The following is a 22,898-nucleotide window of genomic DNA, read 5'->3' as shown; positions in this document are numbered from 1 at the left end:
GTACCAACTTGTACAGAGCTTCAAACAGAGAAAGCGAGATGGAATTCTTAGGATATATGGGCTTAGGATGCCGCCATCTGTTTGTTGATAGCAACATATAAATAAAATTGAAAAATGTAAGTCTATGAGAAGACTCACTGACACTGTGGAGCTGAGGGTAGTCGAAACCCCGACCTCTTCGATGCGAACGAAGCGCTCTACCAACTGAGCTACAGCCCCATTCGTTGCCCGACCGTAGCCGAACAACAGAAGCTTACTTTAGCGCGTGCCCTGGCCAAACGCAAAATATCTCAGATCAGCCATCAGTCCGCCTTGGCGCTGGTTTCCTCGGTGGTCGCCTTCTTGCGGCCGAATTTAGCCTTGAGCAGGCCGATGACCGTGGGCAGGACCGAAATGACCAGGATCAGGATGATGACCAGCTCGAAATGCTGTTGGACTGCGGGGATGCCCCCGAAGAAGTAGCCCAGAAGGGTGAAGAGGGTGGACCATATCAGACCGCCCAGGATGCTGAAGGGGGTGAAGCGCCGCCAGCGCATTCCGGAGATGCCCGATATGAACGGCATGAATGTCCTGATGAAGGGGAGAAAACGTCCCAGGACTACGGCTAGTGGGCCCCACTTGTCGATCAGCCCTTCGGTCTTGGCGATTCGTTCGGGGGTCAGTGACTTCACGCGCCCCGAACGGACGATGGCCCGGCCGAAGAAGTGTCCGATGAAGTAGTTGCTCTGGTCGCCCAGGATTGGGGCCAACCAAACGACGGGAAGGAGCACGTCCAGAGCCATGCCGCTGGATGGGTCATGGGCGAAGACGCCGGCGGCGAAGAGCAGGGAGTCGCCCGGCAGGAAGGGCATGAAGACCACGCCTGTCTCGATGAAGATGATCAGGAAGATGAACCCGTAGGTCGGCACCAGCCCCATGGCGATCCAGCTCGCGATGGCGCTGCGCGGATCCTTGAGCAGGTGTATCAGCCAGTTGACGAACCCCATGAATCGCGTTCCATTCCGTCGATGTGTGCTTTTCCAGAACCGAGACACACTTTAACAAGCTGGCCTTGGCACCCGGTACTCCCCGGTCTGATTCCTTGCGAGGACAACACAACCCATCGTTGCCGGACTTATCGGCTGTCGGCCACGGTCCTGTCGTCGGTCCTCCTGTGCGAAGATAGGCAGGAAGGGTCACACAATCGAGGAGTGGACATATGGTCAATGACGAACGGCTCGCCTTCCCTGAGGACTTCACCTGGGGCACGGCGACAGCATCCTTCCAGGTGGAGGGTGCGGCGCATGAGGACGGCAGGGGAGACTCCATCTGGGACGTCTACTGCAGGCAGCCAGGAAGGATAGCGGATGGATCCAATGGCGATGTCGCCTGTGATCAGTACCACCGCTACCCGGAGGACATTGCTCTGATGAAGCAGATGGGGGTGGGGGCCTACCGGCTGTCTGTAGCTTGGCCTCGCATTGTGCCCCAGGCAGGCGGCGCCATCAACCAGGCTGGCTTGGACCACTACCGGCGGGTGCTGGACATGCTGCTGGAAAACGGCATCAAGCCTGTAGTCACCCTCTACCACTGGGATCTGCCTCAGTACCTGCAGGAGGCTGGAGGCTGGGCCAACCGCGACACCGCCCAACGATATGCCGACTATGCAGCCGTCCTGGCCAAGGCTCTGGGCGATCGGGTGCAGACTTGGACAACCCTGAACGAACCTTGGTGCTCGGCCTATCTGGGCTATGGCGATGGCGGCCATGCTCCAGGCATCCGCGACTACGGGCAGGCTCTGGCAGCGGTCCATCATCTGAATCTTGCTCACGGTCTGGGAGCCCAGGCCATCCGTGCCGAGCTGGGTGACAGGGCGCGCATATCGGTGACCCTGAACCTGCAGGTCAACCGGGCCGATAGCGACGATCCGGCGGATCTGGCGGCCAAGACCCGGGCAGACCTGTTCGCCAACGAGGTATGGCTGGGCCCCATGCTGGCCGGAACCTATGACCAACGCATCCATGATGCCGCTGAGGGTATCACTGACTGGAGCTTCGTTCGTGACGGTGATCTGGAACAGATCCATCAGCCCTTGGACGTGCTGGGCATCAACTACTACTCAACCAACCACGTGCGGGGTCGAAGCGGCGCTGGTTCCGAGCGCAACCCCATGCCCGCCCAGGAGATGGTCGAGACTCTGCCTCCTCAGGGGCCGTTGACCGCCATGGGCTGGAACCAGGAGCCTCAGGGGCTGACCGATCTGCTCATGGAGGTCTCCGGCCGTTTCCCCAAGCTGGATCTTATGATCACCGAGAACGGATCTGCCTGGGAGGACCAGGTCAGCATGGATCCATCCTTCCCCGGCGGCAAAGGGGTGCACGATCCCCAGCGGGTGGCCTATCTGGAGGAGCACCTGCGTGCCGTGGCCCGGGCCATCCATGAAGGAGCCCGGATGACCGGTTACTTCGCTTGGTCCCTGCTGGATAACTTTGAGTGGGCTTTGGGCTACACCAAGCGCTTTGGGCTGATCAGGGTCGACTATGACACCCAGGAGAGGATCTGGAAGGATTCCGGTCTGCGGTACGCGCAGATCATCCATGATCGTGCAGTCTGAGCACGACGGCACACAAACGTTGCTGCAAGGCGGTCGGGCATCCCTGTCCGGCCGCCTCCTTTGTCCTAGATCCAGCTGGACAGCCACATGTGCATGCGCCAGAAGTCATAGGGGATGGGCATGGCGGTCCACAGCGGATAGAAGAAGACCGAGGTCAGGCCTAGCAGGGTCAGGCCCATGATCATGGTCTGCCGGTAGAGGATGCTGTCCGAATTCTGCCGTAGCCAGTTGACCACATAGCAGATTGCCAGGATCATCCAGGGCAGGATGACGATGGAATAGAAGGTGAAGGTGGTCCGGTTCATGTATTGGATCCAGGGCAGCCAGCCGGCCAGCATGCCTGCCAAGACCCCCCAGATCCGCCAATCTCCGTGCTTGGCCACGACGGCGATGACGATGGCCAGAACCATGCAGATGCTGCCCAACCACCAGGTCAGGGGATTGCCCAAGGATGTGACGGCGGCCACGCAGGGGGAGTCCTTGGCCAGTCCGCACAAGCCGGGGAAGCCTGTGATCTTCTGCCAGTAGAAGCTGGTGGGTCTGATCTGCAAGGGCCACGTCAGGGGGTTGGCCATGTACGGGTGTCGGGTATGCAGGGTGGTGTGGAAGTGCCACATCTGCCGGTGGTATTCAGCCAGGGACCGCAACCCCTCCGGCAGCCAGGTCAGACCCTGGCCAGGGTGCTGGGCCGCCCAGCTGTGCATGAAGGAATCCCCGTGCAGGAACCATCCCGTCCAGGAGGCCAGATAGGTGCCCGCCCAGACGGGGATCATAAGCAGGGCCGCCGGCAGCCCGTCCCTGAACACGGCGCTCTGCAGCCAGGATCCGTATCCTGCCTGATGGCGTTCCCAGCCATCCCAGAGCACTGAGATCAGGGCGAAGACGGCGAAGAAGTAGGCGCCTGACCACTTGGTGCCGGTGGCCAGGCCCAGGAGCAGGGCGGCTCCTGTCCGCCACCAGGACCAGGCGATGAAGGGGCCGGTAGTGGCCACGGGCAGTTCGACACGGCTTTGCCGTCCTTGCTGTCCCTGTGACTGGATGACCTTCACCCGGTAGTGCAGGCGGAAATCAGCCTGATCCTTGGCCCAGGATTGTCGCAGCCTGGTTCGAGCCCAGTCCCGGTGGCCCATCAGGCACAGCCAGGCTCCCAGGACGAAGATCATGACGAAGTTGTCCAGCAGGCCGGTTCGGCTCATAACGATGCCCAGACCATCGATAGCCATGAGGAAGCCAGCTGTCAGGGCGATGGGCAGATTATGGAAGAGGCGCAGGGCTACTCGGCAGAGCAGCAGGATGGCGATGGTGCCCGCCAGGGCAGTGGCCGCTCGCCAGGCGAAGGGATTCCCGGCTCCGCCGAACAGTTTGAGACCCAAGGCGATGCACCACTTGCCCACCGGCGGGTGAACCACGTATTCGGCCTGGGACAGCCAGTCGCTTGTATGCCCCTGGGCAAAGATCTGGTCGATGGGAAGGTCAAGGGGGCCGGCTTTTTTGGGCCAGTTGCGCGGCTCGCCGGTCATCAGCATGGTCCAGGCGTCTTTGACGTAATAGGTCTCGTCGAAGACGATGGCCCGAGGGCTGCCCAGCCGTACAAACCGCAGAAGCCCGCCCAGAAGCGCCATGAGTATGCAGGCCAGCCAGCTGCTCTGCCGGCGGGAGAACCGGGGTATCGAGATCCCTCGTTTAGTATGGTGACCCTTGGGCCTGCTGAAGATGGACAGCATGGCAGGGCGACCGGACCGGTGGGCGGCGTGCCTGCCGTGTCTGGAGGAGCGATGCTGCGAAGAAAGCCCTGCCAAAGATGTCATCACCCCTAGATTAGGCCATACTGAAGGCATGAGCAGCATGAACGGCCGGAGCGATGGACATATACAGGTTGGAGAAAGCCATGCAGGGTCGGTTTCACCCAGTGTTTCACGTGGAACAGTGGTGCTGGCGGCCACGCCTATAGGCAATGTCGCCGATGCCTCGACACGCTTGGTGGAGCTCCTGCAGTCGGCGGACCTGGTGGCAGCAGAGGACACGCGGCGGCTCTATGATCTGGCCAATCGTTTGGGGGTGCGCGTAGGCGGCAGGGTGGTGGCCTATCACGATCATAACGAGCGGCGGATGGCCGATCCCATCCTGGATCAGGTTTGTGACGGAGCCTGCGCGCTGGTGGTCTCAGATGCAGGCATGCCCACCATCAATGATCCGGGCATGGCCATCGTCAGGCGGGCCATTGAGCGAGGCATACCGGTCACCTGTGCCCCTGGCCCCAGCGCCGTGCTGGATGCCCTGGCCCTCTCTGGTCTGCCGACCGACCGCTTCTGTTATGAGGGGTTTCTTCCCCGTCGGCACCAGGAGCGGTTGCGGCATCTGCGCACCCTGCGTAGCGAGGAGCGGACCATGGTCTTCTACGAGACGCCCCACCGCATTGATCAGGCTATGCAGGACCTTCAGGAGGTCTTCGGCCCCGACCGGCTCATGGCCCTCTGCCGGGAGCTGACCAAGGAACATGAACAGATCCGGCGGGGCACAGTCGGCGAAATTGTGCGTTCCCTCCAGGAGGATCCTCCCCGGGGAGAGATGGTCCTGGTCGTGGCTGGTGCATCCGCCTTGGAGGCAAGGCGCAACGATCCTGAGGCCATGGATGATCGGCGGCTGGCGGTTCTAGCGCGCGATCTGGCTCGAACCGAGGGCCTGCGGCTCAAGGAGGCCATCGCGCGGGTAGCTGCCGAGCACCCCCTGGCTGATGGCAGCCTGCCTAATCGCAAGCGGATTTATGCCCTGGCCGTTCAAGAGGATAAAGAGGACTGATTCCCCTTTCCCTCATCCAGCAGCACCTCCAGCGCTCTGCGCACACCGGGCCCGCCCAGCTGGGAGATGGTCTCCAGCAGGGCTGGCGAAGCAGCGGGATTGGCCACCAGCCACCGGCGCAGCTCAGGCTCTTCTCGGGCGATGGCCCAGAGGATGCTCGGGTCGGTCGCGGGGTCTGTGGCCATCAGCGCTGTGGGCACCAGGGGAGGCTCCGGTGGCGGGGCACGCATCTGGGCCATCGGGTGGATGCCATCAGGTTCGTCTTGGCTCAAATCGTCATCTGCTGGGGAGTGCGACCGGCTGCTGATGGCAGTCATGAGCCGGGCCATGCGTTCAGTGGCGGACAACCCACGATGGCTCCGGGCCCTGCCTCGGTGCCGATGATGGCCGTGCGTACCTCGGGCATACCTCACTGTCAGACTCATAGGATCGCCTTGAGTCTTCTTATGGTCTCCAGCCCTTGAGCGTGGCCAGGCCAGCGGGGGTTGGAGGACAGAAGCGCCTCGCAGGATCCGCAGCTGACCTGATATCGCTCCATGAGCTCATGCAAGACCGCCATGGTCTCTTCTCCGTTGCACTGGCCAGAGGGGTCGCAGGCCAGGTCGCAGGCCGTCCAGAGCGGCGAAGTCACCCAAAGTTTCCCAAGCTTCATCAGATAGCGGGCATCCAGCTGTCGCTGGTGGGGGTGCAGGGGCCTGCCGTGAACGGGCGTGCGGAAGTGGGAGTTGGAGATAATGTCCAGCGTGTCGGGGAAACGGCCGTTGATCCATATCCAGAGCGCCAGTCCGCCACATGCTGCTGCGCCGTAAGGGACCATGGGCATGACGATGGAGGCGCGACCGTAGAGTCCCTCAGCCTGTTCGTTCAGATAGCAGCAGGATCTGTCCAGACAGGTCACGATCCCCTCATTCACCAACAGGCTGAGGCTGAGCGGGCCGGGCAGATCTCCGGTTTGGATCAGACTGGGCAGCGGCTTGGGATCGGGGGTCAGGGCCCCAAAATCGGTCGTAGGAGGACGGCCGCGGGTGCGCATCGGCGCTGCCCCGGCTGGTGGTCCGGGCCACTGTTGAGCGGTGTCGGCGTGCGGTGTTCGGCCTGGCGGCTTTGTTCTAGCTCTGAGGGTGCGACTGGCGCCATGGGCAGTGGTAGGCGTCCACGTCACTCCCCCGAGGACGTGTTCTCGATTCATGGTTCGACTGTAAATGGCTGGTTCCGAGTTTGCCTGAAGGAGGGCCAAATTTGTGTACTTGTGGATAATCTGCTTGCTCGGCGGCAGTCCTGTGGACGAGCAGGGGGATTGTAGGCCTGAGCCGATAATCTTGCTGGTATGAGTCATATCCTTGTTTCCGTCGCCTGGCCCTACGCGAATGGGCCCCGTCATATCGGCCACGTCGCTGGGTTCGGCGTCCCCTCGGACGTCTATGCACGCTACGAACGCATGAAGGGCAATGATGTCCTTATGGTTTCGGGGACTGACGAGCACGGCACTCCCATCCTGGTGGAGGCTGACGCCGAGGGTGTGGGTCCCCAGGAGATCGCCGACCGCTACAACCGGGTCATCGTCAAGGATTTGTGCGATCTGGGGCTCAGCTATGACCTTTTCACCAGGACCACGACCGGCAATCACGAGAAGGTGGTGCAGGAGCTCTTCCGCCAGTGCAGGGCCAATGGCTACATCTATGAAGGCCAGCAGAAGGTGGCCATCTCGCCTTCCACTGGCCGGACCCTGCCGGACCGCTATATCGAGGGGACCTGCCCCATCTGCGGTGCTGACGGCGCTCGCGGCGACCAATGCGACAACTGCGGCAACGAGCTGGATCCGGACGAGCTGATCAACCCCGTATCCAAGATCAACGGGGAGACCCCCCGGTTCGAGGAGTCCAAGCACTTCTTCTTGGACCTGCCCGCCCTGGCCGAGGCCAACCTGGCCTGGTTGAAGACCCGCAAGGGCTGGCGCAGCAACGTGCTCAACTTCTCCCTGGGGTTGTTCAAGGAGGTCAAGCCGCGAGCCATCACCCGCGACATCGACTGGGGAATTCCCGTGCCTGTGGACGGCTGGGTCGACGACCCCAACAAGAAGCTCTATGTCTGGTTCGACGCCGTCATCGGCTACCTGTCGGCGTCCATCGAGTGGGCCCGCCGTCAGGGCGACCCCGAGGCCTGGCGCAAGTGGTGGAATGACCCCAAGGCCCTGGGCTACTACTTCATGGGCAAGGACAACATCACCTTCCACTCGCAGATCTGGCCCTCGGAGATTCTGGCCTACAACGGCCAGGGGTCCAAGGGCGGACAGCCGGGATCCTACGGCGAGCTCAACCTGCCCGAGCAGGTGGTGGCCAGCGAGTTCATGACCATGGAGGGCAAGAAGTTCAGCTCCTCGCGGGGCATCGTCATCTACGTCAAGGACATCCTGGCACGCTACCCGGTCGATGCAGTCCGCTACTACATTTCCATCGCTGGTCCGGAGACCTCGGACTCGGACTTCACCTGGGCGGAGTTCGTCCGGCACAACAACGAGGAGCTGGCCGCCTCCTGGGGCAACCTGGTCAACCGCGTGGCCAACCTGCTCAACAAAGACTTCGGCAGCATCCCCCGCATCGAGGAGGACTGGCTGACCGAGGAGGATACTGCCCTGCTGGCCCGCAGCCTGCAGGCCTTCGATACCGTGGGCTCCCTGATCGAGCACCATCGCCAGAAGGCCGCCCTGGTCGAGGCCATGGCTCTGGTGGGCGATATCAACAAGTACATCTCCGCCCAGGAGCCCTGGAAGATCAAGGATGACCAGAACCGACTGGCTGCTGTCCTGCACACCGCAGCGCAGGCCGTGCTGGACGCCAACACCATGCTGGCCCCCTTCCTGCCGCATGCTTCTCAGCGGGTCTGGGAGACCATGGGCGGCAAGGGCACCTTCTCGCCCCTGCCTCGTGTCGAGGAGGTTGACGACCTGGATCGGTCCGGCTTCCACTATCCCATCATCACCGGCGACTACCGGCTGGGGGAGACGGTCCACCCTTGGGCGCGTGAGCCCCTCAGGGACGGCACGCCAATCGAACGGCCCACACCTATCTTTCCGCGCATTCCCAAGGAGGCCGTGCAGGAGGAGCTGGATCGTTTCCAGGAGCAACTGGACCGCCGCAAGGCCAAAGAGCGCGCCCGATTCGAGGCGGAGCAGGCCAAGCTGGGCGACCAGGGCAAGTGACGGTCGACGCGCCCGGGACGGCATTCGTGATTCACAGAGAACTTTGAGGTTTTCGGGCACTTCCTCCAAGGTAGCGCTGGTTATATTTGTTCTGTCGGTTGAAGTACTGGCCGATGGGGGTCGTGCGGCCCCGATAACTGAACCCCTTCTTCTCTCTCTCTCTTCTCGCCCGGCGGCTCTTCGAACCGCCGGGTTCTTTCGTCATGGAAGACCCATAGGATGAGTAACCATGAAGATTGCCCAATTCGCCTGTGTGCTCTTCGATCTGGACGGGGTGCTGGTGCCCACGACCATCCTGCACAAGGCCGCCTGGAAGGCGTTGTTCGATCAGGTCCTGCCCGGGAACGTCCCGGCCTACACGGAGCAGGACTACTACGCCTATGTGGATGGCCGGCCCCGCTATGACGGCGTCGACGCCCTGCTGCGCAGCAGGGGCATTGAGCTGGACTGGGGCAACCCGGATGACGATCCGCAGCTGGACACCGTCTGCGGATACGGCAATCGCAAGAACATGACCTTTGAGCGGATGCTGAAGCAGAAGGGCATCGATCCCTACCCGGACACCGTGGATCTGCTCAGGCACCTGCGCGCCGACAAGAAGCGTCTGGCTGTGGTGTCCAGTTCCCGCAACACGGCCGAAGTCCTCCAAGCTGCTGGAATCGCTGGATACTTTGACACCGTGGTGGACGGCAACCTCAAGGACGAGATGGGCCTTCAGGGCAAGCCGGCCCCGGACACCTACGCCTATGCGGCCAAAGTGCTGGGCCTGCGCAATGAGGATGCCGTTGTGGTCGAGGATGCCCTCTCTGGCGTGGCCGCCGGTCACGCGGGCAGGTTTGGCCTGGTCGTGGGCGTGAACAGGGGTGCCGGCCGCGAGCAGCTGCTCAAGGCGGGCGCGGACCTGGTGGTGGACCAGCTGATCGAGCTGATCGACGACGATGCCAGCGAACGTGCACAGGCGGAGGACCCCAGTCTGGATGAGGATCGCTTCCCTGTAGAAGAGTGGGGGTTCAGCGAGAACGGTCGGCCCGATGCGGTCAGCGCCACAGTCTTCTCGGTCACCAACGGCTCCGTCGGCGTCAGGGGCGAAGGCGGCGGGGAACGCTGCCTGGGCAACGGTACCTTCCTGAGCGGCTTCCATGACACCTTCCGTATAGCCCACCCCGAAAGCGCCTACGGATACGCCCAAGTGGGTCAGCTGATCCAAGGAGTGCCCGATGCTTCGGACTTCACCCTCAAGGTGGAAGGGCTGCCCCTGGGCAGGCCGGAGAAGACCACGCAGCGTTTGGACTTCCGAACCGGAATCGCAACCACCACCAATCTGTACGATCTGGGCCACGGCATTCACCTGAAGACCGTGCTCACCCGCATGGTCTGTCTGTATGACCGCAGCCTGAGCGTCTGCACGCTGACCGTCGAGTCGCCCGACCGGGACATGGCTGTGGTCGTCGAGGGTCCGGTCAACGCCGACAACCCCCGCCATGTCAACTCCAGCGACCCCCGCAAGTCGACCTTTGTGGACGGCTGTGGAATCCATGAGGTGCTGGACAATGCGGTCTACGGTGAGCTGAGTGCGGATTGCAGGGTCTTCCGCTGCAATAATTCACGGCTCAGCCTGGCCTTGGGCGTCAGGCAGTTCAGGGACGGCCGGCCTGTCGAGGGCTCCGGTTGGCGCATGGACGTGCCCAAGGGCGGTTCCACCCGTCTGGTCCGTTACGCCGTCTATCGCAGCCACCCCATTCTTCCGGCTGGCACCAGCGGCAATGGTCTGGTCGTGCAGACCCGGGGCGAGGGGACCAGGAATCTGGTCGAGGACTGCCGCGATCGGCTGGAGGAGGTCAGCACCCTCTCTCTTGATCAGCTGGAGCGGCGTCAGCGGGAATGGCTGGATCGGTTCTGGGAGCGTCAGGATATCCGCATCCAGGCCGACGATGGCGGTCGTACCCAGCAGATGGTGCGTTGGGAACTCTTCCAGCTGGCCCAGTCCACGGCCCAGATCGAGAACGGTGTGGGCGCCAAGGGTCTGAGCGGGTCCGGCTACAGCGGCCACTACTTCTGGGACACCGAGATCTACATTCTCCCCTTCCTGATCTATTCAGCGCCTGCCCGGGCAAGAGCCGTACTCCACTACCGCTACCTGATGCTGCCTGCCGCCAGGCGCAGGGCCTGCGCACTCAACCTGAACGGTGCCCTCTTCCCCTGGAGGACCATCGACGGTGAGGAGGCCTCCGCCTACTTCCCTACAGGTACGGCCCAGTACCACATCGATGCCGATATTGCCTACGCGGTGGCCCAGTATGTGCAGGTCACCGGCGATGAAGACTTCCTGCAGGCTGAGGGCATCGACATCCTGGTGGAGACGGCCCGTCTCTGGATGAGCCTGGGGCGCTACAAGGAGGACGGCCGCTTCCACATTCACTGCGTGACCGGCCCCGACGAGTACACGGTCCTGGTTGACGACAACCTCTACACCAACCAGATGGCCCGATTCAACCTCCTGGCCGCTTACAAGGCCTACCAGCACCTACGGGAGAAGCACCCAGATCTGATCGGCGGCATACGCGAGAGGCTGCACTTCAACGACGAGGAGGCCGACAAATGGTCCAGCGCGGCAGAGGCCATGTTCGTCCCCTTCGACGATCAGGAGGGGGTTCATGCCCAGGATGCCCAGTTCATGCAGCGGCCACGCTGGCACTTCGACAGGTTCACTGCCAGGCCCCTGCTGCTGCACTACCATCCCTTGGTTATCTACCGTCACAAGGTGCTTAAGCAGACCGACGTGGTCATGGCCCTCTACCTGCTCAGCTCCTGGTTCACTCCAGAGCAGAAGCGGGCTGACTTCGACTATTACGATCCGCTGACCACCGGGGATTCGACCCTGTCGGCAGCCTCCCAGTCCATCCTCGCCGCTGAGGTGGGGCATGACCAGCTGGCCATGCAGTACTTCCGCCGGTCCCTGTTTACGGACGTGGACGATCTGCATGCCAACACGACCGACGGCATCCACCTGGCTGCCTGCGGAGGCGTCTGGTCCAGCCTGGTCTGCGGCTTCGGCGGCCTTCGGGATACCGGCGGGACCGGGCTGAGCATTGACCCCCGCCTGCCTTCGTCCTGGCTCTCGATGACCTACGAGCTGGAGGTGCGGGGCACCAGGTTCCAGGTTGCTGTAACGACAGACGGTGTCGATCTGAAGCGCGTGTCAGGACCCGAGCTGGATCTTCTGGTCCAAGGGCATCCACGCCATATATGATCTCCGGATTCTGGGCCTAGACACACCCGGGATCCGGAGTTGCACCTGATGCAGACCCCAATGGATTAAGTGGATGCCGGACTGATCGAGGATAACTGGGACTTGACGCTAGGGACTTGAGTGGGTCTGTAGCTTCGGGAACAGTCTCATGAAGAAACTACAAGTGGACATGTCCTGATTTGGCTCACTTCTAGCCCAGGTCTGGGTTTTACTGGCCGCGTTCCCTGTTGCGGTACAGGTGGAGGCATTTATTGGAGCACTTACGCACGATTATGGGATTTTATTCGTGTGAGGCTTCGTCATGGTTGCCTGCATGCTGCCGCCGCTCAGCGGGTCAGGGTCCGTTTCAGAATTCGGTATTCGCTCTCGGTGATGGGCATGATGGAGCCGTGGCGCTTGGTCAGCCGGCCGAAGTTCATGTCGCTGACCAAGGCCCAGTCCTGCCGCTCTCTGGAAGACAGATCAGCGGAGCGGAAGGGCAGATAGCCCCGGCCTTCCGCGAACTGGTCGCAGATCAAGCCGAAAGGCATGGTTCGGCCGTCGGGTCCTGCGGCGTCGGCATCGTTGTAGAGGAAGAGCTCGGGGCCCTCCAGATAGCGTGAGGAGTAGCGCCCCTGGCCGAAGATGTCGGTCAGGTTGGACAGGTATGACCAGGCCTGGTCGTCGTCGGTACGCACCAGCTCGTGGGTGGCCGCATAGGGGTTGCGGGTGCGTTCCAGGGTGATCTGGTCATCCTTGGAGGCCCGGTACCACCAGCCGTCAGGCGCCTTGAGCATGGTCGTGTCGATGATGCCGTTGCTGCGGTCGATCCACTTGACCGGGCGGGAGAAGGAAACCAGATCAGTGCTGGTGGCGTAGTACATGTTGATGCCGTCACCCAGCTCGTTGGCCAGGTCGGCTGCGGCCGGGTCCTCGGCGCTGTCGGCGGCAGCTGTGGCCCAGAAGACTATCCACTGCCCTCTGTCGGCATCCCAGCAGGCCTCCGGTGCCCAGGCCATGCCCGCCTTGGGAATGGCCGAGGCCACGTCCACCAGGCGGGGTCTGCCCCAGTGGGCCAGGTCCGGCGAATCCCAGATGACCAGCCCGGTGGATCCATCCACCGTGGACCGGCCCTCCTGCCAGCCGCCCCTGTGGTAGACGGACAGGTCGGTGGCGATGATGTGGAAGAGGCCGTCAGGGCCTCGAACAATATAGGGATCGCGTACGCCGCCCTCGCCTTCGCTCCAGGTCAGAACAGGGTCTCCCTGGGCGCGCAGGTCATGCCAGTGCAGGCCGTCCCGGCTGAGGGCGAAGTAGAGCTGCTCATCCGTCTCAGCCTGTTCATGGCCGGTGAAGTGGACGAAGAGGTAGGCGCTGGTCGCCTCGAACGAGGGCTGCCAATCCATAGACATAATCCACCTTTTCTGCCTTCGGCAACGGTACCGCGGCGGCGGGGGACTGGCAGACGGACGACGGCTGCTTCTTCGTTCTTCCTATCCGGCTGGTCCTGGGCCGTCAGAGGTGATTCTAGCTGCAGTCCTTCCTTTTGGCGGAGTCGGCCACCTGGGCGGGTCGCGGATTCGGCCGCACGAGACCTTAGACTGTGGACCATGAGCAAGCATCATCGCAACCGCAGCTGGGCTCCCGATCCCGAGCCACTGCCCGAAGGCATCGGAGTCATCGACGATCACACCCACATGGCCTCCGTGGTCCCCTTCGCCCAGGAGATGGACCGGCAGGCCAGGGAGCGCGGGCAGGATCCGGTCCCCGTCCGCACAGTCGACCAGCAGCTGGAAAGGGCCCGTGCTGTGGGGGTGGTCGGGGCCATCGACGTGGGTTGCGAGCTGCCCAACCTGCAGACGGCTGTGGATCTGGCGCTGGCCCATCCCGGGGTGGTTCACGCGGCCTTGGCCATCCATCCCAATGAGGCCGTCCTGCACGGCCATCGAGGGGTGCCGGGACCGGATGGACTGCCGCTGCAATATCAGCCCTGGCATGAGGTTTCTTTCGAGCAGGCGCTTGAGGAGGTCGCCCGTCTGGCTCGCGCATATCCCGACCAGGTGGTGGCCATCGGAGAGACGGGCATGGACCTCTTCCGAACCGGCCAAGGGGCCGAAGAGATCCAGCGGCAGGCCTTCCGCGATCACATCGCCCTGGCCAAGGAGCTGGACCTGCCCATGCAGATCCACGACCGCGACGCCCATGGGCAGGTTATTGAGACCCTGCTGGAGGACGGCGCCCCCGAGCGCACGATCTTCCATTCCTATTCGGGGGATGCGCAGATGGCCCAGGTGGCCGCCGAGCACGGCTGGTATCTGAGTTTTTCGGGGACGGTCTCCTACAAGGGCAACGAGGGAATCCGCCAGGGCCTGTCCGTGGTCGGCATGGACCACATCATGGTGGAGACCGATGCGCCCTACCTGAGTCCCATGCCCTACCGGGGACGCACCAACTCCCCCTACATGATTCCCTACACCCTGCGCGCTATGGCTGATGCCCTGGATCGCCCCCTGGCCCAAGTGGCCGAAGCGACAGCAGCCACCACGCGCCGGGTTTATGGCCTGTGAAGGATGTTCGACGCATAGTGCCAGGGCGGGATTAAGCTAATGGTGTGTCGCGGTCTGAATCGCCCCTGCCGAGTGTGGGGGGAGAGTGCTACGGTTGTCGTCGCACGTGTGCGCAAACAGCAACATACGGCACCCGGAAGTAGATGAGTGAAGGCTTTGGCCGATGGAGGGCTCTATGGCGGATGAGCGGCATGAGTTGGCGGCTCAGGATGATGGCAGGGGCGCTGACGAACCACCCCGGTTATCCGGTGAAAAAAGGGCGAAGCCGACGACGGCCCGTCGCAAGGGTCAGCCGACGAAAGAATCGATACTTCCTCAGGAGAGCTTCACCAAGGCTCCCAAGATCTCGGCCAAGTCCCGCACCCGGGAGGAGGAGAACGAGCTCAAGCGGGTCCGGCGCGAGGCCCAGCGGGCGGCCCAGCGTCGCCGCACCCCGCCAAAGGGTCCTCTGGGCCGCTGGTGGCGGCGGGTGCAGTCTTCGCCAGACAGGATCAGCCTGGGCATGTGCATTGTGGCCCTGGGCGTGGTCTACGGCGACATCGGCACCTCACCCTTGTATACCATGCAGGCCTTCGTGGCAGGGCAGGGCGGCATGGCCCGTGTGGACAGGGCGGCCGTGCTGGGTATGCTCTCGCTGGTCTTCTGGTCCATCACGCTGATCACCACGGTCAAGTACGTGCTGGTGGCCATGCGCATCGACAACAAGGGCGAGGGCGGCATCTTCGCCCTGTACACCCTGGTCCGGCACTACGGCAAATGGCTGGCCATCCCGGCCATGGTCGGCGGCGCGGCTTTCCTGGCTGATTCGGTGCTGACTCCTGCGGTCTCCATATCCTCGGCAGTCGAAGGACTCAAGACCATCCCCGTCCTGACTCCGATCTTCCGTGAAAACGGAAACCTGACCATGGTCATCACCTTCGTGATCATCCTGATCCTGTTTGCGGTCCAGTCGCGCGGAACCGAGCGGATCGGCAAGGTCTTCGGCAGCGTGGTCATGGTCTGGTTCGCCTTCTTGGCCCTGATCGGCATCTACTGCATCGGCAACGACTGGTCCATCTTCGAGGCACTGAACCCGGTCTACGGGATCCGCTTCCTCTTCAGCCCGCAGAACCCGGTAGGCCTGACCATCATGGGCACGGTCTTCCTGTCGACCACAGGAGCCGAGGCCCTTTACTCCGACATGGGCCATGTGGGCCGTGGCAACATCTACGCCACCTGGCCCTTCATCAACATCGCTCTGGTCTTCAACTACTTCGGCCAGGGGGCCTGGATCCTGCGCAATCGCGACAATAAGGCCCTGCAGGGTGTGGACGGGCTCAACCCCTTCTTCCAGATGATGCCTACCACCGTGCGGTACGTGGCGGTCCTCCTGTCGGTGACGGCCGGCGTCATCGCCTCGCAAGCCCTGATCACGGGAGCCTTCACCATGGTCTCGGAGGCCACCGGCCTCAACTGGATGCCTCACCTTCAGGTGCGTTACCCGGCGCGCACCCGCGGCCAGCTCTACATTCCCACCATCAACTGGGTGCTGTGCGTAGCTACGCTGACGGTGCTGGCCATCTTCAAGGATTCCGAGCACATCTCGGCCGCTTACGGACTGGCCCTGACCGTGACCATGATCACCACGACCGTCCTGCTGGCCGACTACATCTGGCACGACGGCAAGCGCGTGTTCTCTCTGCTCTTCGCCTTGGTCTTCCTGGCCATCCAGATCCTCTTCTTCATGGCCTCCATGGCCAAGTTCATGCACGGCGGCTGGTTCACCATGCTGCTGACCGCGGCCATCCTCTACATCATGTACACCTGGGATGTGGGCACCAAGGTGGAGCGCTCGCAACGCCGGCATATGACAGCCAAGGAGTGTCTGCCCGCCCTGGAGATGCTCCACAACGACTTCCGCGTCCCCTACTATGCGGACAACCTGGTCTATCTGACCTCGGATGCGGAGATGCGGCGGTTGGACACCGACATCTTCTTCTCCATCTTCGCCAACCGGCCCAAGCGGGCCCGGGCCTGGTGGGCGGTCTCGGTCCAGACTACGGATGCCCCCTACACCCGGAAGTATTCGGTGGAGAACTTCGGCACCAACTACCTCTTCCGCGTGCGCATGAGATTGGGCTTCAAGGTGGATCAGAATGTGGCCACCTACCTGCACCAGATCATGCACGAGCTGATCGACAGCGGCGAGCTGCCCAAGCAGCCCTCCATCTACCCCAAGGTGGACGAGGACCCGCAGATCGGCACCGTCACCTATGTGCTGGTCCACAAGGCCCTGATGCCCGAGTCCAAGATCGACTCCCGCGGCGCCTTCTCGCTGAAGGTCAAGTACGCCATCCGCAAGGTGGCTGGCTCGCCGATCAAGTGGTTCGGCCTGGCTCCCTACAACCCCATCGTGGAAGTGCAGCCCCTGTTCGTCTCCACCAGGGCGGTTCCCAAGCTGACGCGCGTGGTCCTGCCCTCCCGCAAGATCAAGGGCGGCAAGCACCACAAGGGCTGAATGAGTGGAATCTCACCCTGGGGAGCTTGGCCCAAATCGAGTCCGGGCCATAGAATTGACGGCATGGAACCTGGTGCCCGGCCTTTCCGGGCTACCGTCGAAAGGTGATGTGATGACACAAGCTCAAGCCAATATCGGAGTCGTGGGTCTGGCCGCCATGGGTGCCAGCCTGTCCAGGAACCTGGCACGGCACGGCAATACCGTAGCGGTCTACAACCGCCACTATTCGCGCACCGAGACCCTGATCAACGATCATGGCCAGGAGGGCCGGTTCGTTCCGGCCAAGACCCTGCAGGAGTTCGTGGCCTCGCTGACCAAGCCCCGCACGGCCATCATCATGGTCAAGGCCGGGGATCCCACCGACCAGATGATCAATGACCTGGCCGACCTGATGGAGCCTGGTGACATTATCGTCGATGCCGGCAATGCCTACTTCAAGGACACCATCCGCCGGGAGAAGGCCATCAGGGCCCGTGGGCTGCACTTCGTGGGCTGCGGCGTCTCCGGTGGCGAGCAGGGCGCCCTCCTGGGGCCCTCCATGATGCCCGGCGGGACCGATGAGTCCTGGAAGACCCTGGGGCCCATCCTGGAGTCCATCGCGGCCAAGGTCGATGGCGAGCCCTGCGTCACCCATATCGGCACCGACGGTGCGGGCCACTTCGTCAAGATGGTCCACAACGGCATCGAGTACGCCGACATGCAGGTGATCGCCGAGTCCTATGACCTGATGCGCCGGGGCCTGGGCATGGAGCCTGAGGCCATCGCCCAGGTCTTCGAAGAGTGGAACCAGGGGGATCTGAACTCCTATCTGGTGCAGATCACCGCTGAGGTGCTCCATCACACCGATGCCGCCACAGGCAAGCCCTTCATCGACATCGTCACCGACCAGGCCGGCATGAAGGGCACCGGCACCTGGACCGTGCAGACCGCGCTGGATCTTGCCGTGCCCGTGACCGGCATCGGCGAGGCCGTCTTCGCCAGGGGACTGTCCTCCTCGCCCGAGCTGCGCAGCCAGGCGGCCCAAGAGGGTCTGAAGGGGCCGCAGCCCAAGGCCGTCATGGCCGACCTTGCCACCGACCCTGAGGCTCGCAAGTCCTTCATCGAGGACATCCGCCAGGCGCTCTATGCCTCCAAGATCGTGGCCTATGCCCAGGGGTTCAACGAGATGCAGGAGGGCGCCCAGGTCTACGGCTGGAAGCTGGACATGGGTGCCATCGCCCGCATCTGGCGCGGCGGCTGCATCATCCGGGCCAAGTTCCTGAACCGGATCTCCGATGCCTACGCCTCTGGCCGTGAGCCGGGCTCCCTGCTCTTCGATCCCTTCTTCAAGCAGGCGGTCGAGCAGGCCCAGGATTCCTGGCGGCGTGTGGTGGCCCGCGCCACCCAGGCCGGCATCCCCATTCCCGTCTTCGCCAGCTCCCTGTCCTATTACGACGGGCTGCGTTCCGATAGGCTTCCCGCCGCCCTGATTCAGGGCCAGCGTGACCTCTTCGGCGCCCACACCTATGGGCGCGTGGATCAGCCAGGCGCCTTCCACACCCTCTGGGCCGAGGACAAGTCCGAGATCAAGCAGAACTGAGCTTCTCGCCAGAATCGCAAGGGTCCGCACAGCCGTTAAATCGGCAGCGCGGACCCTTTTGTCAACCTGTCAACGGATCTTGGCTGTGGATTCCCGGACCACCAGCCGGCAGGCTGCAGTCGTCCGAGTGGGAGGACGATTATCGTCGTCGCCCTGCAGACGGGCCAGAAGGGCATCCACCGCCTTGCGGGCCAGATCCTCCTTGTCGGTGCTGATGGTGGTCAGCGAAGGTATGTAGGACTCTCCCTCCTGGATGCCGTCGAATCCCACGACGGCCAGGTCTCGGGGGACCTCTACGCCGCATTCGTGCAGTCCTCGAATCAGACCTAAGGCCAGAGAGTCGGTCATGCAGAAGATGCCGTCAAAGGGCAGGCCGGACGTGTCCGCCAGATGATGGCCCAGATCGCGGGCCATCTCCCCGTCCCAGCGGTCCAGGGGCAGGAAGTCTTTGGGGCGGGCTTTCATCCCGGCGTCCTTCAGAGCCTTCAGGCAGCCGGCTACCCTGCGGCCGCGGACCGAATGTCGTTGGACCGGATCAGCGCTGTCCGTCATGTCGGAACCCACTACGCCTATTCGTCGGCATCCGCAGTCCAGCAGGTGCCGCACGGCCATGGCGGCTCCCTCGAATCCGGCCGTCATGACCGAATCGAAGACCGGCTCGGCCGAGGGGTCGTCCAGCAGGACCAGAGGCTTGCCGTCGGCCAGCTCCTGCATCTCCTCGTTGGTGATGCTGCCTGGGCTGAAGATGGTGCCGTCGCAGAGCTGGCTGGTCACATGCCGGAGTATGGAGACCTCGTCTTGCTTGGAGTTGGAGGTCTGCTGGATGATGGCCTGCATGCCGTGGGCGTTGATCTGCCGGGAGATGGCCGCACTCATCTGCGCAGGATAGGGCTTGTCCAGCTCGAAGATGGCCACGCCGATGATGCCGCTCTTGCCTGAGCGCAGGCTTCTGGCTGACAGGTTGGCCGAGTAGCGGAGCTTGCGCGCGGCGAGCAGGACCCTGCGCCTGGTGTCATCCGCTATGCGTGTATCGCCTCGAAGGGCATAGGAGGCAGTGGCCCGAGAGACTTGCGCCTCCTTGGCCACATCGCTCATCGTCACCATCTCGCACCTTTCCCGGGGTTCAGCAATCATCATAGGCACGCAAGGGCCATATCAGAATATGATTGACACGATTCAACCAACGTGCTATACCATATGGTGACAGCAGTTGAATCGTGTCAATTCCCGGGCCTCGACGTTGAACAGCCCGGACGGATGTTCAGAGGATTGATTGCAAGGAGGAGTCATGAAGCTGAAGCGAGCATGGAAGGGCATAGCTGCGGCGCTGGGGGTCGGCATGATGGTGTCGGCCATGGGTGCTTGCGGGGCTGGTGGCGCTGATGGGTCCAAGACCACGCTGACCTTCCTGTCATGGAACAACGAACAGGTGATGAGGCCATACATCGACCAATTCGAGCAGGAGAACCCGGGGATCAAGGTGGACTTCAGCTACTCGCCGCCGACCCCCGAGTACATCCAGACCCTGCAGACCCGGCTGGTCGGCAATCAGGCCCCGGATGTGTTCATCATCACCTCCGAGAACAAGGCTGACCTGATTAAGAACGGCTACGTGCGCGACCTGACCAACGAGCCCTTCATGCGCAACATCTCTCAGGCCAACAAGGACTTCGTCAGCCATCAGGGCAAGGTCTACGGCATGTCCGTGTCTTCTTGGGCCTCGGGCATCGTCTACAACAAGGACCTGCTGGCCAAGGCGGGCGCCAAGGAGGTCCCGCAGACCTGGGACGGGTTCCTGCAGCTGTGCAAGAAGCTCAAGGCAGCTGGGGTTACGCCCTTCCTGGAGACCATCGCCGATGGCCCCAGCAGGATCCCTGATGCCTTCATGGGTTCGCAGTTCGACAGGGACAAGGTCGACGTGACCAGCCTGATCGACCGCCGGCCGCAAAAGCCTGGCAGCGACCAGCGTGAGGCGGCTGCGGCCTGGATGAAGCTCTACGACCAGGGCCTGGTCACCCGTGACACGGTCGGCATCAGCGGCGACGACATGAAGACCCAGTTCATCAACGGCCAGGTGGCCATGATCTGCACCGGCCCCTGGGACCTGCCATCCATCGGCCAGGCCGGGCTCAAGTATGGCATGGCCCCCATGCCGCTCATGGAGAAGGGCATGGTCAACTACGCCCAGGGATCGCCGTCGCCCGCCTACGCCATCTACTCCCACCTCAAGGGCGACAAGCTCAAGGCTGCCCAGAAGTTCCTGACCTTCATGGATGGCCACTGGGCCCTGCAGCGTTCGGCCGACAACGGGGATGCCATCACCGTCCAGGGGTTCAAGGCCAAGGTCAAGCCCGAGTACGAGCAGGTCTACCGGACCAACGTGCAGCCGGGCCACTACTTCCTGCTCATGAACTTCTATGCCAAGCCGGATGTGTTGACCACCGTCCGCCAGTCCGAGACCCAGCAGCTGGTCCAGGGATCCATCAGTCTGGATCAGTGGGCCAAGGCCATCGACGACAAGATGGCCTCGGTCAAGTAGGAAGGGCTGGATCATGGCTTCACAATCTGCCTCGGAGCGTACCAACGCCCATCGGCGGCGCATGCTCGGCCTGCGGCAGGATCTGACCTCCTTCTGGTTCCTCTTGCCTATCCTGGCTGTTTTCGTGGTCCTCTTCGCGGTGCCGCTGGTGCAGACCATCATCTACTCGGTGACCGACTTCAACGGCTACAGCCTGAACATGCACTATGTGGGCTGGAAGAACTACCACAGCGTGTTCACCGATTCGTCGACCATGCAGGGCCTGGTATTCACCATCCTGTACGCCGTGGCTCAGACGGTCCTGGTGACCATCTTCGCCATCCCCCTGGCTGTCACCCTGAACCGGAAGTTCTGGGGCCGCAACTTCGCCCGTTCCCTGTTCTTCTTCTTCAGCGTGCCATCGCTAGCCATCATGGGCATGGTCTGGAAGTACATCTTCTCACCCATGAAGTCAGGCGTCTTCAACACCATTCTGGGCGTCTTCGGTCTGGGTCCGGTGCCCTGGCTGTCCAACTCGACCCTGGCCCGTTGCTGCGTCATCTTCATCGCGGTCTGGGCTCAGATCGGCTGGCATGCCACACTCTACCTGGCCTTCCTGCAGTCCATTCCCGGTGACCTCTATGAGCAGGCCACGGTGGATGGGGCCACCAGCCGCCAGCAGTTCGTCCACATCACCCTGCCCCAGCTGATCCCGGGCATCGTCACCTCCAGCTTCCTGCTCATGTCGGGAGGCCTCAAGGTCTACGACCTGCCCTACACCATGACCAAGGGCGGCCCCGGGTACTCCACCTATACGGTGACCCAGTCCATCATTCAGCAGGGCATCGGCCAGTCCCAGTATGGGCTGGGCTCGGCCCTGGCGGTCCTGTTCACCCTGGCCACGGCCCTCGTGGTCTTCGCTCAGATGGGCGCCGCCAGCCTGATTTCCAGGAGGTTCCAATGAGCAGCAGCAAGAGCTCGACCCTGACCCTGAGCCAGCGGGAACGGCGGCGTTCGGCGGTCAGGAGCGTGGTGGTGCTGATCATCGCCCTGATCTGCGCTGTGCCCCTCTGGTACATCCTGATCAACACCTTCAAGACCGTCCCCGACATGGCCACCAATCCCCTGGGCCTGCCCAAGCAATGGACGCTGCGCAACTACACGCGGGCCTTCGCTACGGTGCCCATCGTCCGCAGCCTGGTCAACACCCTGATCGTCACCTTCTTCGGCGTCCTCTTCCAGGTGCTGATCGGAGCCCTGGCTGCCTACGGGATGATCCTGCGCAAGTCGATCTTCACCTCGGTCATCGGGGTGATCCTCATGATCGCCTTCGTCATTCCCACCCAGTCCACCCTGATTCCCCTCTACCGGATGGAGTCCAGTGTGGGGCTGGTCAATACGCTCCTGGGCCTGATCATCATGTACCTGGGCGGTGCGGTCTTCTGCTACTTCCTGATCGTGGGCTACATGCAGTCCCTGCCTTTCGAGGTCATCGAGGCTGCCAGGATCGACGGGGCCGGCCCCCTAAGGATCTTCTGGAGCATCGTGCTGCCCCTGATCAGGCCCATCCTGACCACGGTGGTGGTCTTCCAGACCATGTCGACTTGGAATGACTTCATGACGGCCAACGTCTTCATCAGCAGCTCCAACCTGCGCACCATCGTCCTGCAGGTCTACAACGCAGTCGGCCAGTTCACCACTGATTGGCCCAGCTTCATGACCATCACGGTCCTGGCCCTGATCCCGGTCTTCGTCTTCTTCATCTTCTGCCAGAAGTGGATCGTCTCCGGGCTGGTTGCCGGGGCAGTCAAGGGGTAAGGCGGCCGGTTGCAAGGTCGTAGCCAATGGCGGCGGTCGGAGGTTCCGGCCGCCGCACTCGTAAGGAATCGGAGTCACAGTCCATGGAGGAATTCGCAA

Annotated in this window: 16 protein-coding genes and 1 tRNA gene; 10 read left to right on the top strand and 7 right to left on the bottom strand. The window is 62.7% G+C overall.

Features of this window, described 5'->3' with window-relative positions; all coding sequences use genetic code 11:
- Positions 1–146: 146 nt before the first annotated feature.
- A tRNA-Ala gene (locus QRX41_RS04610) sits at positions 147–219 on the bottom strand.
- Positions 220–302: 83 nt separating this feature from the next.
- On the bottom strand, positions 303–986 hold the full coding sequence (locus QRX41_RS04605) for a DedA family protein (protein WP_313839016.1): 684 nt from the start codon (positions 984–986) through the stop codon (positions 303–305).
- A gap of 212 nt (positions 987–1,198) precedes the next feature.
- Between QRX41_RS04605 and QRX41_RS04600 the strand changes: the two genes are divergently transcribed.
- Positions 1,199–2,593 (top strand): GH1 family beta-glucosidase, encoded by a 1,395-nt coding sequence (locus tag QRX41_RS04600; protein WP_313839014.1) that lies wholly within the window; start codon positions 1,199–1,201, stop codon positions 2,591–2,593.
- A 65-nt stretch (positions 2,594–2,658) separates the two neighbouring features.
- Here the strand turns inward: QRX41_RS04600 and QRX41_RS04595 are convergent, their stop codons facing one another.
- Positions 2,659–4,215 carry a dolichyl-phosphate-mannose--protein mannosyltransferase gene (locus tag QRX41_RS04595; protein ID WP_313839048.1) on the bottom strand — a complete coding sequence of 519 codons (1,557 nt, stop codon included), beginning with the start codon at positions 4,213–4,215 and terminating at the stop codon, positions 2,659–2,661.
- A gap of 223 nt (positions 4,216–4,438) precedes the next feature.
- Here QRX41_RS04595 and rsmI point away from each other — a divergent pair, with 223 nt between their 5' ends.
- Positions 4,439–5,392, top strand: coding sequence for a 16S rRNA (cytidine(1402)-2'-O)-methyltransferase (gene rsmI / locus QRX41_RS04590; RefSeq protein ID WP_313839012.1), 954 nt, complete (start codon positions 4,439–4,441; stop codon positions 5,390–5,392).
- On the opposite strand, the gene QRX41_RS04585 is transcribed toward rsmI, so the two are convergent.
- Together QRX41_RS04585 and QRX41_RS04580 are read right to left on the bottom strand one after the other, a co-directional pair.
- Positions 5,371–5,817, bottom strand: a complete 447-nt coding sequence (locus QRX41_RS04585) for a variant leucine-rich repeat-containing protein (RefSeq protein ID WP_313839011.1) — start codon at positions 5,815–5,817, stop codon at positions 5,371–5,373. The two genes, rsmI and QRX41_RS04585, sit on opposite strands and share 22 nt — an antisense overlap.
- Positions 5,814–6,425: a hypothetical protein gene (locus QRX41_RS04580; protein WP_313837228.1), complete on the bottom strand. Its 612-nt coding sequence runs from the start codon at positions 6,423–6,425 to the stop codon at positions 5,814–5,816. The genes QRX41_RS04585 and QRX41_RS04580 overlap by 4 nt, the downstream gene beginning before the upstream one ends.
- Before the next feature lie 294 nt (positions 6,426–6,719).
- Here QRX41_RS04580 and metG point away from each other — a divergent pair, with 294 nt between their 5' ends.
- Both metG and QRX41_RS04570 read left to right on the top strand, forming a co-directional pair.
- The gene (gene metG, locus QRX41_RS04575) at positions 6,720–8,591 is read left to right on the top strand and encodes a methionine--tRNA ligase (RefSeq protein WP_313839010.1); all 1,872 of its coding nucleotides are present in this window, start codon (positions 6,720–6,722) and stop codon (positions 8,589–8,591) included.
- A gap of 229 nt (positions 8,592–8,820) precedes the next feature.
- Positions 8,821–11,841 carry an HAD-IA family hydrolase gene (locus QRX41_RS04570; protein WP_313839009.1) on the top strand — a complete coding sequence of 1,007 codons (3,021 nt, stop codon included), beginning with the start codon at positions 8,821–8,823 and terminating at the stop codon, positions 11,839–11,841.
- Between the two features lie 326 nt (positions 11,842–12,167).
- Here the strand turns inward: QRX41_RS04570 and QRX41_RS04565 are convergent, their stop codons facing one another.
- Positions 12,168–13,226 (bottom strand): glycoside hydrolase family 43 protein, encoded by a 1,059-nt coding sequence (locus QRX41_RS04565; protein ID WP_313839007.1) that lies wholly within the window; start codon positions 13,224–13,226, stop codon positions 12,168–12,170.
- A 204-nt stretch (positions 13,227–13,430) separates the two neighbouring features.
- Between QRX41_RS04565 and QRX41_RS04560 the strand changes: the two genes are divergently transcribed.
- The 3 genes from QRX41_RS04560 to gndA all read left to right on the top strand — a co-directional run bounded on the left by QRX41_RS04560 (position 13,431) and on the right by gndA (position 18,463).
- Complete coding sequence (locus QRX41_RS04560; RefSeq protein WP_313839006.1) at positions 13,431–14,387, top strand: TatD family hydrolase; 957 nt, start codon at positions 13,431–13,433, stop codon at positions 14,385–14,387.
- 175 nt (positions 14,388–14,562) lie between these two features.
- Positions 14,563–16,884 carry a KUP/HAK/KT family potassium transporter gene (locus QRX41_RS04555; RefSeq protein ID WP_313839005.1) on the top strand — a complete coding sequence of 774 codons (2,322 nt, stop codon included), beginning with the start codon at positions 14,563–14,565 and terminating at the stop codon, positions 16,882–16,884.
- Positions 16,885–16,996: 112 nt separating this feature from the next.
- Positions 16,997–18,463 (top strand): NADP-dependent phosphogluconate dehydrogenase, encoded by a 1,467-nt coding sequence (gndA, locus tag QRX41_RS04550; protein ID WP_313839004.1) that lies wholly within the window; start codon positions 16,997–16,999, stop codon positions 18,461–18,463.
- A gap of 69 nt (positions 18,464–18,532) precedes the next feature.
- On the opposite strand, the gene QRX41_RS04545 is transcribed toward gndA, so the two are convergent.
- Positions 18,533–19,567 carry a LacI family DNA-binding transcriptional regulator gene (locus QRX41_RS04545; protein ID WP_313839003.1) on the bottom strand — a complete coding sequence of 345 codons (1,035 nt, stop codon included), beginning with the start codon at positions 19,565–19,567 and terminating at the stop codon, positions 18,533–18,535.
- 184 nt (positions 19,568–19,751) lie between these two features.
- Between QRX41_RS04545 and QRX41_RS04540 the strand changes: the two genes are divergently transcribed.
- From QRX41_RS04540 to QRX41_RS04530, 3 genes are read left to right on the top strand one after another with little or no spacing between them, the layout of a single operon-like run.
- Complete coding sequence (locus QRX41_RS04540) at positions 19,752–21,002, top strand: ABC transporter substrate-binding protein (protein WP_313839001.1); 1,251 nt, start codon at positions 19,752–19,754, stop codon at positions 21,000–21,002.
- 13 nt (positions 21,003–21,015) lie between these two features.
- Positions 21,016–21,945: a carbohydrate ABC transporter permease gene (locus QRX41_RS04535; RefSeq protein ID WP_313838999.1), complete on the top strand. Its 930-nt coding sequence runs from the start codon at positions 21,016–21,018 to the stop codon at positions 21,943–21,945.
- Complete coding sequence (locus QRX41_RS04530; RefSeq protein WP_313838997.1) at positions 21,942–22,799, top strand: carbohydrate ABC transporter permease; 858 nt, start codon at positions 21,942–21,944, stop codon at positions 22,797–22,799. Before QRX41_RS04535 ends, QRX41_RS04530 begins: the two co-directional genes overlap by 4 nt.
- The last annotated feature ends 99 nt before the right edge of the window (positions 22,800–22,898 follow it).

Origin of the sequence: Bifidobacterium kimbladii (assembly GCF_032193675.1) — a bacterium.
Taxonomy (GTDB): domain Bacteria; phylum Actinomycetota; class Actinomycetes; order Actinomycetales; family Bifidobacteriaceae; genus Bombiscardovia; species Bombiscardovia kimbladii.
Note: the sequence above shows the minus strand (reverse complement) of the source record. Positions and strands in the feature narration are given on the sequence as shown.

Excerpts from the sequence above, each read along its gene's own strand:
- QRX41_RS04545 (WP_313839003.1), bottom strand. The coding sequence starts at position 19,567 with ATGGTGACGATGAGCGATGTGGCCAAGGAGGCGCAAGTCTCTCGGGCC.
- QRX41_RS04585 (WP_313839011.1), bottom strand. The coding sequence starts at position 5,817 with ATGAGTCTGACAGTGAGGTATGCCCGAGGTACGCACGGCCATCATCGG.
- QRX41_RS04555 (WP_313839005.1), top strand. The coding sequence starts at position 14,563 with ATGGCGGATGAGCGGCATGAGTTGGCGGCTCAGGATGATGGCAGGGGC.
- QRX41_RS04600 (WP_313839014.1), top strand. The coding sequence starts at position 1,199 with ATGGTCAATGACGAACGGCTCGCCTTCCCTGAGGACTTCACCTGGGGC.
- rsmI (WP_313839012.1), top strand. The coding sequence starts at position 4,439 with ATGAACGGCCGGAGCGATGGACATATACAGGTTGGAGAAAGCCATGCA.
- QRX41_RS04540 (WP_313839001.1), top strand. The coding sequence starts at position 19,752 with ATGAAGCTGAAGCGAGCATGGAAGGGCATAGCTGCGGCGCTGGGGGTC.
- QRX41_RS04595 (WP_313839048.1), bottom strand. The coding sequence starts at position 4,215 with ATGGCGCTTCTGGGCGGGCTTCTGCGGTTTGTACGGCTGGGCAGCCCT.
- QRX41_RS04605 (WP_313839016.1), bottom strand. The coding sequence starts at position 986 with ATGGGGTTCGTCAACTGGCTGATACACCTGCTCAAGGATCCGCGCAGC.
- QRX41_RS04530 (WP_313838997.1), top strand. The coding sequence starts at position 21,942 with ATGAGCAGCAGCAAGAGCTCGACCCTGACCCTGAGCCAGCGGGAACGG.
- QRX41_RS04565 (WP_313839007.1), bottom strand. The coding sequence starts at position 13,226 with ATGGATTGGCAGCCCTCGTTCGAGGCGACCAGCGCCTACCTCTTCGTC.
- QRX41_RS04535 (WP_313838999.1), top strand. The coding sequence starts at position 21,016 with ATGGCTTCACAATCTGCCTCGGAGCGTACCAACGCCCATCGGCGGCGC.
- QRX41_RS04570 (WP_313839009.1), top strand. The coding sequence starts at position 8,821 with ATGAAGATTGCCCAATTCGCCTGTGTGCTCTTCGATCTGGACGGGGTG.
- gndA (WP_313839004.1), top strand. The coding sequence starts at position 16,997 with ATGACACAAGCTCAAGCCAATATCGGAGTCGTGGGTCTGGCCGCCATG.
- metG (WP_313839010.1), top strand. The coding sequence starts at position 6,720 with ATGAGTCATATCCTTGTTTCCGTCGCCTGGCCCTACGCGAATGGGCCC.
- QRX41_RS04580 (WP_313837228.1), bottom strand. The coding sequence starts at position 6,425 with ATGCGCACCCGCGGCCGTCCTCCTACGACCGATTTTGGGGCCCTGACC.
- QRX41_RS04560 (WP_313839006.1), top strand. The coding sequence starts at position 13,431 with ATGAGCAAGCATCATCGCAACCGCAGCTGGGCTCCCGATCCCGAGCCA.